The organism is Paraburkholderia sp. 40, assembly GCF_050434105.1.
GTDB lineage: Bacteria > Pseudomonadota > Gammaproteobacteria > Burkholderiales > Burkholderiaceae > Paraburkholderia > Paraburkholderia tuberum.
Genome location: NZ_JBNPVY010000004.1, coordinates 4,034,157 through 4,048,237 on the forward strand (window position 1 = coordinate 4,034,157; position 14,081 = coordinate 4,048,237).

Sequence of the window (14,081 nt, forward strand, 5' to 3'; positions counted from 1 at the left end):
CCGTCGCAGCGACGCCGACCATTTGGCCCCGCCCCCGGCACGCCTTTCAATCCTCCCGTATTCCGTACCGCGATGAACCAGCCGCTATTGCCCATCACCGTGCTCTCCGGTTTTCTGGGCGCCGGCAAGACCACGCTCCTGAATCACATCCTCGCGAATCGCGCCGGTTTGCGCGTCGCCGCGATCGTCGACGATCTCGCCGCGGTCAATATCGACCCGACGCTCGTGCGCCAGGCGGCCGACCTGTCGAGCGTCGGCGAGCAGGTCGTTGAACTCAAGAACGGCTGTATCTGCTGCACGCTGCGCGACGAGCTGCAAAACGAAATCCGTCGCCTCGCCGGCGAAAATCGCTTCGACGCGCTCGTGATCGAATCGAGCGGCATCGCCGAGCCGATGTCGAGTGCCGAAACCATTACATTCGAGGGCCACGAAGGCGCGTCGCTCGGCGACGTCGCGCGGCTCGATACGATGGTCACGATCGTCGATGCGTTCAACTTCCTGCGCGATTATGCGTCGGCCGACGCGCTCGCCGAACGCGGCATCACGGTCGACGAAGACGACGACCGTACGATCGTCGAATTGCTGATCGAGCAGATCGAGTTTTGTGACGTGCTCGTCGTGAACAAGATCGATCTCGTCAGCGCCGACGAGCTAGCGCGTTTGCAGCGCATCCTCGCCCGCCTGAACCCGCGCGCGGTGCAGCTCGTGAGCCGCTTCGCCGACGTGCCGCTCGACCAGATCGTGAACACCGGACGCTTCGATTTCGACGAAGCGTCGAATGCGCCGGGCTGGCTCGCGGCACTCGAGCACGAGCACGGCGGTCAACACGGCCACATGCATCGCAGCGAAGCCGACGAATACGGCGTCGGCCATTTCGTCTATCGCGCACGCCGGCCGTTTCATCCGCAGCGGCTGTGGGAGCTGCTGCATCGGGAGTGGAAGGGCGTACTGCGTAGCAAGGGATTCTTCTGGCTCGCGACGCGCAACGATATCGGCGGTTCGCTATCGCAGGCCGGTGGCGCTTGCCGGCACGGTCCGGCGGGCATGTGGTGGGCCGCGCAGGATCGCAGCGAATGGCCGGCAGGCGACGACGAGCTGGCCGCCGAAATCGCCGCCGACTGGTACGGCGCGCCGGACGATACCAGCATCGGCGATCGTCGTCAGGAGTTCGTGCTGATCGGCGTGGATATCGACCCCGCCATCTGGCGCGCGAAGTTCGACGCCTGTCTGCTCACCGACGACGAATACGCGCTCGGGCCGCAAGCCTGGCAGCAGCTCCCTGATCCGTTCCCGGCGTGGGAGTTCGACGACCACGATCATGATCATGATCGCGGCCATCATCATCACGGGCACGGCGACGACTGCGAACATTACGGACATGACCACGGCGAGAACGCGCATCGTCATGACTGAACGAAGCACGTCCCGCGCTTGAACCATATGCATGGATCGGCATAGGGGGCAGCCTGAGGCTGCGCCCCTGCCACACCACCCGGCATGCGGGTCCGCACCGGGCGGTTCGGGAAGTTGAGGTTAGGAGAGTCGGGGCACACCCAGCTGATCGAAGTAAGTGATGGTCAGCACGCTGTTGAGGAGCTTGCCGCTGTTGCACCACCAGCGGCGACTGTTCGCCGCCACCTGTTGTGCCACAGAGCATGACGCGCCCAGCGCGCGCAGTTCCCGGTAGATGGTTGAGCCACGGCGCCAATGCTTAAGCTGGATGGCGCGTAGTCGGTGGCGCAGCCACTCATCCAGCTCACGCCAGACTCTGGGGGTTTGCGCCAACCGGAAGTATGCCCTCCAGCCCTGCACATAAGTCCGCAACCGTGCCACCACGTCCTTCATGCTGCGCCCGCCAGATCGGCGGGTCAGTTCACGAATGCGGTGCCTGAACGCCAGCAGCGGTTTGGCCGCCACCTTGCGCTTGACCACACCGCCTGGAGCCACCCATAAGCTGTAACCCAGGAACTTGCGACCGAACACACTCGCGACCGCACTTTTGGTCTCGTTGACCTTCAGGCGCAATCGCCCATACAGACGTCGCAGCAGCACCATTACCCGTTCGCCCGCGCGGCGGCTACGAACATACACGTTCGCATCGTCGGCGTAGCGCGCAAAGCAGTGGCCCCGCCGCTCCAGTTCCTTGTCCACCTCATCCAGCAACACGTTGGCCAGCAGCGGCGATAGCGGCCCGCCTTGCGGCGTGCCCTGGGCTCGCTGCTGAACCACTCCATCATCCATGATGCCGCTGTTCAGATACGCCCTGATCAGCCGGATTACACCAGCGTCTCCAATGCGTTTCTGTAGGCGGTCGATCAGGATGTCGTGGTTGACCCGGTCGAAGAACTTCTCCAGGTCAACGTCCACCACGATTCGCCGGCCTGACTGCACGTACGACTGCGCGGCAAGCACCGCATCGTGTGCACGCCGTCCGGGCCGGAAGCCGTAGCTATGCTCGCTGAAGGTGGGATCCAGAACCGGCTGCAGCACCTGCAGCAGAGCCTGCTGGATCAACCGGTCCGTTACCGTCGGGATACCAGGCTCGCGCTCGCCTCCGTCCGGCTTCGGAATCGTCACCCGCCGTACCGGGCTGGGCCGGTACGTCCCCTTCAGCAGTTGTTCACGAATCGCTGGCCACGCCGTCACCAGATGGCGCGCAGTCTGGTCAACGCCCAGACCATCCACCCCAGCGGCTCCTTTGTTGGCCCGCACCCGTTTGAACGCCCGCTTCAGGTTCTCTCTCGTCAACGCCGCTTCCAGCAACGCTGACCTTGTGCTCCCGGGTTCATGCCGCGGGCAGCCGGCTTCGTCGCTCACAGGTACATGCGCAGCTTCACCACGCGCTGCTCCCGCTCGCCCCGTTTGCACGGGCATCTGACGCATTGCCTGCCGCATCGGCATATCCCTGAACACTCCTTCCCGTTCGGTCCTTCGTCACCAGCTTCAGCCTTGCCGACCTGTCCTGTGACTACTACGACCTCGGCTGACTTCCCGCTCCGGTTCGACACCGTTGCCCTTTCAGGCATGAGGCGAGATCTCCCCAGGTAAGAACGCACTCCTTCACCGCACAACCGCCGGATTTACGGCACCAATCCTTGACCACAAGAGCTTCGCAGATTCGTGCCCGCTCGCCCTGATCGGTGCCGCCTCATATCCGGTTCTTGTCCATCGGCTCACGGCTTTGCTCCACGCTTCCTCCCCACGCTCGGTCACCCTTTGAGGTTGACCCGGTTCGACGGACGGATTTGCAGCCTGCGATTTGATGCGATCTAACCTCCGTTGAGTGTTGAGTCGCGGGTTGTCCACGGGCGGGCGGCGGGTCGCCTCTCACGACCATGACGCTGCCCGCCGGTGGACAACCCGCAAGGCGATACGGTTTGCCTTTTAACGTTGAGGTTTTCGAATTCAAGCGGCGAACGATAGCCAATGCCGCTGTGTAAGCGGCGTACGTTGTACCAGCCCTCCAGGAACCAGAAGATGCGTTGCCGGGCCTGTTCACGAGTCGCAAAGAGTTCTCGCGAGAGTAGCTCCGCTTCAAGCGTGCCGAAGAACGATTCGCACATCGCGTTGTCGTACGCGTCGCCGGCCGTCCCCATCGACGGTTGCACACCGGCTTCGCGGCAGCGCCGTCCGAATGCAATAGAGGTGTATTGGCATCCCTGGTCCGAATGTAGAATTACGCCCTCGTGGCGTCGCTGCAGCAACGCCATATCGAGTGCGCGCAGCATCAGTTCGGTGTACAGATGGCTTGACATCGCCCAGCCTACAATTCGGCGACTGAACACGTCGAGGACTACGGCCAGATACAGAAACCCCTCGCCAGTCGGGATGTAGGTGGCGTCCGCCACCCACAGCATGTTTGTCGCCTCCGCGCAGAAGTGCCGACGCACCAGATCCGGAGCGCGCCGAGCCCCCGCGCGTTGCCGCGTGGTGTGTGGCCAGCGCCGCCGGCTCGCACCATGCAGGCCGGCCAGGTGCATCAGACGTGCGACCCGCTTGCATCCCACATGCACGCCTTCCCACGCGAGCTGCGCATGGATACGTGGCGCCCCATATGTGCCGCGTGAATTCGCATGCAGCGTGCGGATGCGCTCGAGCAGTTGCGCATCGCTACACGAGCGTTTCGATGGCTCACGCACCAGCCATGCGTAGTAGCCGCTCGCGGAGACCCTGAGCAGCCGTGCCATCGTGGCAATGGGCCACCTGGCCCGGTTCGCTCTCATGAATCCGTACCGCCCTTCGGCGGAACGGCTCCCGTCTCCCTCGCGAACCAGGCCGCGGCCTGCGAGAGAATGTCCCTTTCCATCTTCAGTTGCCGGTTCTCGCGACGCAACCGTGTGAGTTCCTGCCGCTCGGCCGTGGTCAGCCCGTCGTGACGCACACCCGCATCGCGATCGGCCTGCGCGACCCAGTTGTTGATCGTCTGTTCGGTCGGCTCGAACTCGCGCGCCAGATCCTCAGGCGTTCTTCCGGCCTTAACCAGCTCGACCATGTGAGCCCGGAATTCCACAGGGTATGGGGTACGATGCCTGCCCATTTTCGACACCTCCTGATCAAAAGCATAGGTGTCCGTTTTCGCGGGTCAACTTCACTTACGCAGTTGCGCTTCACTTCATTCGCTGTGGTCAGCTTATGGGAGGACTTGCACCTCCAGGAGTGCGCCCATGCTGGGCGCACACGAAAAAAAACCCGCCACTGGCGGGTTTTTCTCGCGGGTGTCAACTGCCCGGCAGGAATCTGCCTAGCGCTTGTTGACCGAGTCCTTGAACGCCTTGCCTGCCGTGAATTTGACTGTCTTGGCAGCCGGGATCTTGATAGTTTCGCCGGTCTTCGGATTACGACCCGTACGCGCTGCGCGCTTGCCCGAACCAAAGCTACCGAAGCCGATCAACTGGACCGCCTCACCCTTCGACACAGACTTCTTGATCACTTCAAGTAACGTGTCCAGCGTTTCACCGGTTTGAGCTTTGCTGGCGCCCGTCTGTCCTGCGACAGCGTCGATCAGTTCCTGTTTGTTCATTAAGGTTCCTTTCTGAGTTTAGGTTGATACGAACAGCGCGACCGCGCCGATTATACGTGCGCGCACCGCGCCGTCGAGCAGCTGCGGCCCTGATCCTGAAGATCTCCCGCGCCGGACAAAACCCTGTTCGGCGGCCGTGCTGCCGCTCCCTTCGCGGCGCTTGCTATGATAGCGCAGCGCAAACCCAATCAGGATAAGGGTTTCGAGGAATTGCACGGTTTTCGGGCCGTTCTTGCAAGGAAATCGAAGTTTTGCCCCTCAGCACCCCCTAAACGGGGGCTGAAACCCAGTCCTGGCGGGGGTTAGCGTTGGTTTTTGCCAACGCAGCAAAGCGTCTGAATGCGTCCTGATGGGTCTTTTACGGCGACTCGCGCGCAGCGCGCGCCGGCTCGAACCATCGAACCCGCTCTTTCGAGCGACTTTTGAGCGTGTTTTCCCGTCGCGCATGACCGATCCGCTGATCCCCGCCGTCCTCGCTTTCCGCGACAACGGCAGCCCCTTTTCACCACACTACGACGACATCTATCACAGCGCCGTCGGCGCGCTCGAGCAGGCTCACTACGTCTTTCTGCGTGGCAACGAATTGCCCGAAAGATGGCAGAGCCGCCGTACGTTCACCGTGCTCGAAACCGGCTTTGGCATCGGCATCAACTTTCTCGTCACGTGGGCCGCATGGCGCGCCGATCCGGCTCGCTGCGAGCGGCTGCATTTCGTGTCGACCGAAAAGCATCCGTTTAGCGCCGCCGATCTGCGCCGCGTTCACGCAACGACGATCTCCGATCCGCTGATCGCCGGGCTCGCGGACACGCTCGGGAACGCTTGGCCGATGCTCGTGCCCGGCACGCACCGGCTCGAATTCGAAGGCGGCCGCGTCGTGCTGACGTTGATCTTTGCCGATGCGCTCGACAGCCTGCCCACATTGCGGCTGCGTGCCGATGCGTTCTATCTGGATGGCTTTGCGCCCGCGAAAAATCCAGAGCTGTGGAGCCCGGCGATCTTCAATGCGCTCGCGCGCGTCGCGGGCGATGACGCGACCTTCTCCACCTATAGCAGCGCGGGCGACGTCAAACGCGCATTGACGCAATGCGGCTTCGAGTATCGCAAGGTCGACGGCTTCGGCTGGAAACGCGCGATGCTGGTCGGTCGCTTCGCGCCGCGCTGGCGTGTGCGCCGTTATGAGCCGCCCGCGCCGTTCGGGCACGACGAACGACACGCGGTCGTGATCGGTGCGGGACTGGCCGGCTGCGCGGTAATCGAGCGGCTTGCGGCGCGCGGCTGGCGCGTGACTTCGCTCGAGCGGCATGCGTCGGTTGCACAAGATGCGTCTGGCAATCCAGCCGGCGTATTCCACCCAATGATTTCGCGCGACGACAGCGTCGCGTCGCGCGTCACGCGGGCGGGCTTTCTGTACGCGCTCAATCGTTGGGCAGCGCTCGAAAGTGCAGGGCATCGGCTCGCGCGCGGCGATCGCGGTCTGCTGCAGATCGCCGCGGACGACGACGAGGCGCGCGCAATCGGCGAGGCCATCGGTGCGTTCCGCTATCCGTCCGACTACGTGACGCCGGTGTGCGCGTCCGATGCCGAGCGACTCGCCGGCGTGCCGCTCGCGCGTGGCGGCTGGTTCTTTCGGCGCGGCGGCTGGATCGATCCGGCTTCGCTGTGCGCGGCGCAATTCGCATCGGCAGGCCGCTTGCTCGAACGACGCTTCGGTGTCGACGTCGCGCGGCTCGAACGTTCCGGCGATCAGTGGACCGTCTTCGATATCGCGGGAAAGGTAGTCGCGCGAGCGCCGGTCGTGATCGTCGCTGGTGCGCATGAAGCTGCGCGCATCGCTGGCTTGCGTCATGCGCCGACACGCAGCATTCGTGGTCAGTTGAGCTTGCTGTCGGCGGGTACCGTCGCGCCGCTTGCGCTGCCGGTGATCGGCGAGGGCTACGCCGTGCCGCTCGCGAACGGTGTCACGCTGACAGGCGCGACCTATGAACTCGACGACCCCGACACGTCGCTGCGCGCGGACGGTCATCGCGAGAATATCGAGCGCGTCGCGCAGATGTTGCCGTCGTTCGCAAGCGCACTCGATGCCGCGCCGCTGACCCCGCTCGCCGGACGCGTTGCGTTTCGCTGCGTGACCTCGGATCGCATGCCGATGATCGGCCAGTTCGCCGACGAAGCCGCTGCCGCCCGCGATGCTGCCCGCCTGCGCGGCGCATGGCCGCTCGATCTGCCGCGCCTCGACGGTCTGTACGGCGCATTCGCTTATGGTTCTCGCGGGCTGGTGTGGGCCGCGCTCGGCGCTGAACTGATCGCCTCGCAGATCGAAGGCGAGCCGTGGCCGCTCGAACGCGATCTCGCCGAAGACATCGACCCTGGGCGTTTTCTGCTGCGGTCCTTGCGACAGGGAACGATCGGTTAAACGGCTTCGACCATTGCGAAGTTATCTCTGCGCCCGGCACGTTAACTCCGCCCGCCCTGTAAACCAGGTTAACCAGGGCTCCGGCTTATCCACTGCGACCTGTGGATAACCGCGCGATTAACCGGCGCAAGTCGTGTGGAACCGTTGTGGACGTAAACGGGGTAACTGGGACATCGCGAAAAAGTGCGAAAAGTTGCTCGCGTATACCGGCAGCCGCCGCACATGCTGTGCATCCGGTTATGCGGCCGGGAACTCGATGATTTGTTTCGGTAAACATAGGTTATCCACAGAAACCGAGGCAGCTTGTTAACTGTTACTACGTATACATACGGTAAACCAGTAAACAGCAAAGACGGAGGCTAACGCCCCGCCTATCGGGCTAGCTGAATTTCGTTCGAGATCGCGTAAACCGGATCGCTCGACGCACTGCGTTAACGTCAAAACCGCGCCTCGAAATCACCGAAGCGGCGGTAACGCCCGGGAGCGGATTCGCCGTTCGCGACGTGGTCGAAACTGACGCGATACCTCGAAAAAAGGTCGCTTTTTCCGTTCACTTGGAAAATAACGTTCTTTTTTACCGTTTTGCCTGCGAGTTAACGTCTTTTCGGTTAACCCGGAAAAAGCTATGGCACAATCCCCGTTTTTCCGCGTCGTGCCACGCCAACTGACGGCACGCGCAGCAATGGAACGGTGCCGGTCAAACAGAATCTGATTCAAGGTCGACGGCGTTCCTTCAGCGTGCCTGTTGCTACTGCCGCATCCCGTGTATGTGCCCGACTCCGTGCGGTTCTTCGCGGCCGTGGCGCATTCCGATCATCCGATCATTGAAACCTCGCAACGCTGATTTCGCGAAGCGCTTGCGACAACGTGCGCTCCCGGTGCGCTCGTGACGGCGTGCGTGTGCGCCGGTTCGTGTCGTCTGCCGTTGCTGCCAAGGAGAACCCATTACGATGAATTCGGCGTTTTCGTTTTTGCCAGCGTGGCCGCTTTCGCCCGACGCCATTTTCTGGGCGGGTCTTGCATTGCTTGCCGCCGGTTTGTGCGGCGAGCTTTGCTATCGCGCGTGGCGTTTACCGCGCATTTCCGGCTATGCGGTGATCGGACTCGTGGCCGGCGCGGCAGGCTTTGGCGTGATCGATGCGGATTCCGCGAGCGCCGCGCGGCCGCTGCTCGACGTCGCGCTTGGCCTGTTGCTGTTCGAACTCGGCAGCCGGCTCGATCTGCGCTGGATCCGCCGTAATCCGTGGCTGATTCTGTCGAGCGTCGCCGAAGCCACGCTGACTTTCGTGCTGGTGCTGCCCGTGTTGCTGTTTCTGCACGTGCCGCTGATGGTCGCGACCGTACTCGCCGCGATCGCGATGGCGACATCGCCCGCGATGGTGATCCAGCTCAAAACCGAACTACGCGCGGAAGGCCAGGTCACGCAGCGTCTTCTGACCTTGACCGCGCTGAACAGCATGTACGCGGTCGTGATCGAAAAGCTCGTGTCGAGCTGGCTGCATCAGGAGGTTTACGGCAACGTGTTCGCGACCATCCTGCAGCCGTTGTACCTGCTGGTCGGCTCGCTCGTGCTCGCGTATCTGCTCGCGCGCACCTGCACGTTCTTCTATCGGCGCCTGAACATGCAGGACGAGCATTCGTTCGTGGCGCTGTTCGGTCTCGTGTTGCTCGCGATCGCGATCGCGCATCTTTTCAAGCTGTCGACGATTCTCGCGCTGCTCGCCGCGGGCATCATCGTGAAGAATCACGAAGTGCGTCCGCAGTTGTGGCCAGAGCATTTCGGCACTGCGGGCTGGCTGCTGACGGTGATCCTGTTCGTGCTGACGCTGACATCGTTCGAATGGAAGCACATCGCGTTGGGCGGAGTCGCCGCGCTGGGTCTGATCGTTGCTCGCCTCGTCGCGAAGCTGGTCGGCGTGCTGGCGTTCGCGAAGCCGAGCGGTCTGAACTTGAAGCAGGGCATCGCGCTCGGCCTGTCCTTGTCACCGATGTCGGCGCTCGCGTATCTGCTCGTCGACGACACGTACAACCTGTATCCGAACTTCGATCCGCAGCTGCGCGCGATCGTCATGTGTTCGATTTTCGTGCTGCAGATTCTCGGGCCGTGGCTCGTCTATCGCAGCCTCGCGCTCGTCGCCGAGCGGCGCGAGGGGTAAGCGTGAAACGCGCGTGGGCTGCCATGCGCGTTTCACGAACCCGTCTTTCAATTCCTTCGCCTCAAACGACCTGACTCAGGGGACGCCATGTCACTCGAACCCTTCATCGACTCGAAACCGTTCACGTTCGGTATCGAGCTCGAAATGCAGATCGTCAATACGCACGACTATGATCTGACCAAAGCCGGCACGGATCTGCTGCGCCTCATCAAGGACGAAAAAATCCCCGGCAATATCACGCCGGAAATCACCGAAAGCATGATCGAGCTGTCGACCGGCATCTGCACGTCGCACGAACAGGCGGTCACCGATCTGCGCAAGATTCGCGACACGCTGGTGTCCGCGGCCGATCATCTGAACGTCGGTCTGTGCGGTGGCGGCACCCATGCTTTCCAGCAATGGAGCGAGCGGCAGATCGTCGATACGCCGCGCTTTCAGTATATTTCCGAGCTATACGGCTATCTCGCGAAGCAGTTCACCGTGTTCGGCCAGCACGTGCACATCGGTTGCCCGAATCCGAACAGCGCGCTGTATCTCCTGCATTCGATGTCGCGCTTCATCCCGCATTTCATTGCGCTGTCCGCGTCGTCGCCTTTCGTACAGGGCGTCGATACCGGATTTCATTCGGCACGACTGAATTCCGTGTTCGCGTTTCCGCTGTCGGGCCGCGCGCCGTTCGTGCTGACGTGGGACAGCTTCGAGGAGTATTTCTCGAAGATGGTCCACACGGGCGTGGTCAACAGCATGAAGGATTTCTACTGGGATATCCGTCCGAAGCCGGGCTTCGGCACGATTGAGGTCCGCGTGATGGATACGCCGTTTTCGGTGGATCGCGCCGCGGCGATCGCCTGCTACATCCAGACGCTCTCGCGTCATTTGTTGCTCGATAAGCCGATCATGCCGCAGGAAGACGACTATCTGGTCTACACGTTCAACCGTTTCGAAGCCTGCCGCTTCGGACTCGGTGGCACCTGCATCAATCCGCAAACCGGTGAACGCAAGACGATTTCCGAAGATATTCTCGAAACGCTCGAACAGATCGGACCGCATGCGGAAGCGCTCGGCTCGGTGAATGCGCTGGCCGAAGTCGGCGCGATCGCGCGCGGTCAGGTCAACGACGCGACGTGGCTGCGCAGTGTGTTTGCGCAGGAAAAGTCCTTACATGAAGCGGTTCGCCAGCAGTGTCTGCAATGGCGCGCCTAGTCGCGAAGACTTCATGAAACCGTTTGCGTGCGCCAGGTACGCGACGTTCCGACGAAACCCGCCGCGTGCGGGTTTTTTTTCGTAAGAAAATTTTTATGGTTTTTCGCGCGCGCAACCCTTCAGATTTTTCGAAAGTTTACGTATACCAGCGTAGTAGTCGTAAGCAGGCATTGCCAAAGGCTGTGGACAACTGAATAATTTCCTGCAAAGTCAATGCGCTGGGGAAATGATAACTGGACTCGTAAAGCGGGCTCCCGGCCACGCCTGGCAAGCGCAACCGAGGAAACGTTCAGCACGCTGCAAGTGCTTGTTGCAAAACGGTACACAGGCTGTCCAAACGTTTTCCCCTGCTTATCCACAGCTCGCGTTGGATAAGTTAGCTGTACGATTAGCCGCTGTCGCATAGAATGTCGTTTTTCGCCGCCTTCGGCTTCCAAGACGGTGTATTTTTGAGATAGTACAAACGGTTTCATCCGCGGTTGGACGAAGCGACCCCACACACGCAACGGGTGTACTCCGGCAGGCAGCCGCCGGCATTGCACCAAAGCGGTAAATAAACGAATCGAAGATTATGAGCGAAGGCGTATACGGAGAACAGGCAGCCGGGCGAGTGACCCACAGCCTCTTGCGATTGAGCACGGCGATGCGAAGCCAGGCTTGGGAATGGGCGGAAGGCGCGGGCCTTACGCCGACCCAGGGCGAGATTCTCGTGCTGTTGATGCAACGTAAGGGGCCGATGCGTCTCGGCGAAATCGCGCGTGAAACGGCGCTGACTGCCGCGACCACCAGCGATGCGGTCAGCACGCTCGAGACCAAGGGCCTCGTCGAAAAGCGTCGCGCACTCGACGACGGTCGCGCGCTCGCGGTACGTCTGACCTCGCGTGGCCGCACCGCTGCCAAACGCGCCGCGCAATGGCCGGACTTCCTCTCGAAGGCGGTCGGCACGCTGCGCGACGACGAGCAGTCCGTGTTCTATCGCACGCTGCTCAAGACCATCTATCAGCTCGAAGCGCAAGACACGATTCCGTCGCATCGTATGTGCCTGAGCTGCACGCATTTCCAGCCGAGCAAGAATCCGAAGGAAGACGCCGCATCACTGCGCGCTGCTCGACCTGAACATGTTGGACACCGATGTGCGTCTCGACTGCTCCGTGCATGAAACGGCGGACGTCGCCACCCGGAAGAAGACCTGGAAGATCTTCGCCCAATAAGCGGCGTCTTCCTGGGCAATCCGCTAACATGGCCTGGCCGGCGACGGCGGGCGGTATGCGCCGCCTGCTTGCCGGCTGGTGCCGTGCAAGGATAAAGTCGCTGGCGGCAAGTCGTTAGTCAACCTGAAGATAGGGCAGGCCGATGAATCGGGAAGTACTCGCCATCCGCCATGTGCACTTCGAGGATCTGGGCAGTCTCGAGCTCGTGCTCGGCGAGCGCGGGCGTCCGGTCCGTTATCTCGATGTGGGCGTTGGCCGTATCGAGGCGCCCAATCCGGTTGCCGCGTCGCTGATGGTCGTGCTGGGCGGCCCCATCAGCGCTACCGACGACGCGCTGTACCCCACGCTCGCGCCGCTGTTGTCGTTGATCGAAAAACGCATCGCGGCCGGTCTGCCGACACTCGGTATCTGCCTTGGCGCACAACTGATCGCGCGGGCGCTCGGTGCGCGCGTCTACCCCGCGGCTCAGGCCGAACTCGGCTGGACGCCGCTCATGCTGACCGATGCCGGCCGCGCCTCGCCGCTGCGTCATCTCGATGGCGCTCATACCTCGATGCTGCATTGGCACGGCGACACCTTCGATCTGCCAGCCAACGCGACCCGTCTGGCATCGACTCCGGCTTGCGAGAATCAGGCCTTCGCATGGGGCGATCACGTACTGGGCTTGCAGTGTCATCCCGAGATCCGCACCGATCGGTTCGAACCTTGGCTGATAGGGAATGCAAACGAACTCTCGGGCCACGGCATCGACGCGCGTCGGTTGCGCGCCGACACCGGCCGATACGGTCCCGTGCTCGAAGCCGCCGCGTGCCGCATGTTCGGCGAATGGCTCGATCGCGTCGAGACGCAAGCCTGAATGGCTAGCCGAATGGCGACGTAAGCGGCCAGCCAGGTGCCACGTTCATGCAGTAAACCGCGTGCGGTGCTATCCTCGATCGCTCTCGGGCTTTCACTGGGCGTAATCCATGAGCGCGCTTTTCTCTCCGCTCACGCTGCGTAGCGTGACGCTTCCCAATCGTATCGTCGTCTCCCCAATGTGCCAGTACTCCGCCGAACGCGGCGAAGCGACCGCCTGGCACATGATTCACCTCGGCGGTCTCGCGCTGTCCGGCGCGGGCATGCTGTGCATCGAAGCAACCGCCGTCGAGCCGGACGGGCGCATCACCCCCGGCGATCTCGGCTTGTGGGACGACGCGACCGAAGAGGCGCTCGTGCCGGTGCTGGCCGCGATCCGCAAGCATTCGCACGTCAACGTGACGATGCAACTGGCGCACGCGGGCCGCAAGGCATCGAGCCACGTGCCGTGGGAAGGCGGCCAGCTGATTTCGGTGTCGCAAGGCGGGTGGCTGCCGCATGCGCCGTCGGCGCTGCCGCACAAGCCGGGCGAGGAGCCGCCGCTCGCGCTCGATGTCGTCGGCCTGAACCGGATTCGCGAGGCGTTCGCCGCGTCCGCGCGGCGCGCCGCGCGTCTTGGCATCGATGCGCTCGAAGTGCATGCCGCCCATGGCTATCTGCTGCATCAGTTCCTGTCGCCGATCGCCAATCAGCGCACCGACGACTACGGCGGCTCGCTCGAAAGCCGCATGCGTTTTCCGCTCGAAATCTTCGACATCGTGCGTGCCGCATTTCCTGCCGACAAACCGGTCGGCGTGCGCGTGTCGGCGACGGACTGGGTCGAAGGCGGCTGGACGCTCGAAGACACGATCGCGTTTGCACACGAGCTGGAAAAGCGCGGCTGCGACTGGATCGACGTGTCATCGGGTGGTGTCTCCCCGCTGCAGAAGATTCCGCTCGAGCCGGGCTATCAGATTCCGTTCGCGAAGGCGGTCAAGCACGCGACCGGTCTGACGACGATCGGCGTCGGACTCATCACTGATCCGCTGCACGCCGAGCAGCTGATCGAAGCGGGCGATGCGGATCTGATCGCGCTGGCTCGCGCGCTGCTCTATAACCCGCGCTGGCCGTGGCATGCCGCCGCTAACCTCGGTGCGACCGTCGAAGCGCCGCCGCAGTACTGGCGTTCACAACCGCGTGAGCAGAAAGCGCTGTTCGGCGACATTTCGTTTGGTCAACGGTGA

At 62.6% G+C, this 14,081-nt stretch carries 9 protein-coding genes and 2 pseudogenes; 7 read left to right on the forward strand and 4 right to left on the reverse strand.

Annotated elements, in window-relative coordinates; all coding sequences use genetic code 11:
- Nucleotides 1–72: 72 nt before the first annotated feature.
- On the forward strand, nucleotides 73–1,413 hold the full coding sequence (locus OKW28_RS40625; RefSeq protein ID WP_429453776.1) for a GTP-binding protein: 1,341 nt from the start codon (nucleotides 73–75) through the stop codon (nucleotides 1,411–1,413).
- 120 nt (nucleotides 1,414–1,533) lie between these two features.
- Here OKW28_RS40625 and ltrA read toward each other — a convergent pair whose 3' ends face one another.
- From ltrA to OKW28_RS40645, 4 genes and pseudogenes are all read right to left on the reverse strand, one after another.
- A complete protein-coding gene (ltrA, locus tag OKW28_RS40630) occupies nucleotides 1,534–2,901 on the reverse strand; it encodes a group II intron reverse transcriptase/maturase (RefSeq protein ID WP_429451686.1) in 1,368 nt (455 codons plus the stop codon).
- A gap of 497 nt (nucleotides 2,902–3,398) precedes the next feature.
- Nucleotides 3,399–4,537: pseudogene (locus OKW28_RS40635) on the reverse strand (IS3 family transposase); the annotation flags it as partial.
- Nucleotides 4,538–4,741: 204 nt separating this feature from the next.
- The gene (locus tag OKW28_RS40640) at nucleotides 4,742–5,020 is read right to left on the reverse strand and encodes an HU family DNA-binding protein (protein WP_018418891.1); all 279 of its coding nucleotides are present in this window, start codon (nucleotides 5,018–5,020) and stop codon (nucleotides 4,742–4,744) included.
- An 18-nt stretch (nucleotides 5,021–5,038) separates the two neighbouring features.
- Nucleotides 5,039–5,236 carry a hypothetical protein gene (locus OKW28_RS40645; RefSeq protein WP_090802341.1) on the reverse strand — a complete coding sequence of 66 codons (198 nt, stop codon included), beginning with the start codon at nucleotides 5,234–5,236 and terminating at the stop codon, nucleotides 5,039–5,041.
- A 229-nt stretch (nucleotides 5,237–5,465) separates the two neighbouring features.
- Here OKW28_RS40645 and mnmC point away from each other — a divergent pair, with 229 nt between their 5' ends.
- The 6 genes and pseudogenes from mnmC to OKW28_RS40675 all read left to right on the forward strand — a co-directional run bounded on the left by mnmC (nucleotide 5,466) and on the right by OKW28_RS40675 (nucleotide 14,081).
- Nucleotides 5,466–7,433 carry a bifunctional tRNA (5-methylaminomethyl-2-thiouridine)(34)-methyltransferase MnmD/FAD-dependent 5-carboxymethylaminomethyl-2-thiouridine(34) oxidoreductase MnmC gene (mnmC, locus tag OKW28_RS40650; protein ID WP_429453778.1) on the forward strand — a complete coding sequence of 656 codons (1,968 nt, stop codon included), beginning with the start codon at nucleotides 5,466–5,468 and terminating at the stop codon, nucleotides 7,431–7,433.
- 950 nt (nucleotides 7,434–8,383) lie between these two features.
- A complete protein-coding gene (locus tag OKW28_RS40655) occupies nucleotides 8,384–9,589 on the forward strand; it encodes a cation:proton antiporter (RefSeq protein ID WP_429453780.1) in 1,206 nt (401 codons plus the stop codon).
- 87 nt (nucleotides 9,590–9,676) lie between these two features.
- Nucleotides 9,677–10,792, forward strand: coding sequence for a YbdK family carboxylate-amine ligase (locus OKW28_RS40660; RefSeq protein WP_429453782.1), 1,116 nt, complete (start codon nucleotides 9,677–9,679; stop codon nucleotides 10,790–10,792).
- Between the two features lie 571 nt (nucleotides 10,793–11,363).
- Nucleotides 11,364–12,003 (forward strand): annotated as a pseudogene (locus OKW28_RS40665) (MarR family winged helix-turn-helix transcriptional regulator).
- Nucleotides 12,004–12,145: 142 nt separating this feature from the next.
- Nucleotides 12,146–12,859, forward strand: coding sequence for a glutamine amidotransferase (locus OKW28_RS40670; RefSeq protein WP_429453784.1), 714 nt, complete (start codon nucleotides 12,146–12,148; stop codon nucleotides 12,857–12,859).
- A 109-nt stretch (nucleotides 12,860–12,968) separates the two neighbouring features.
- Nucleotides 12,969–14,081 (forward strand): NADH:flavin oxidoreductase/NADH oxidase, encoded by a 1,113-nt coding sequence (locus OKW28_RS40675; RefSeq protein WP_429453785.1) that lies wholly within the window; start codon nucleotides 12,969–12,971, stop codon nucleotides 14,079–14,081.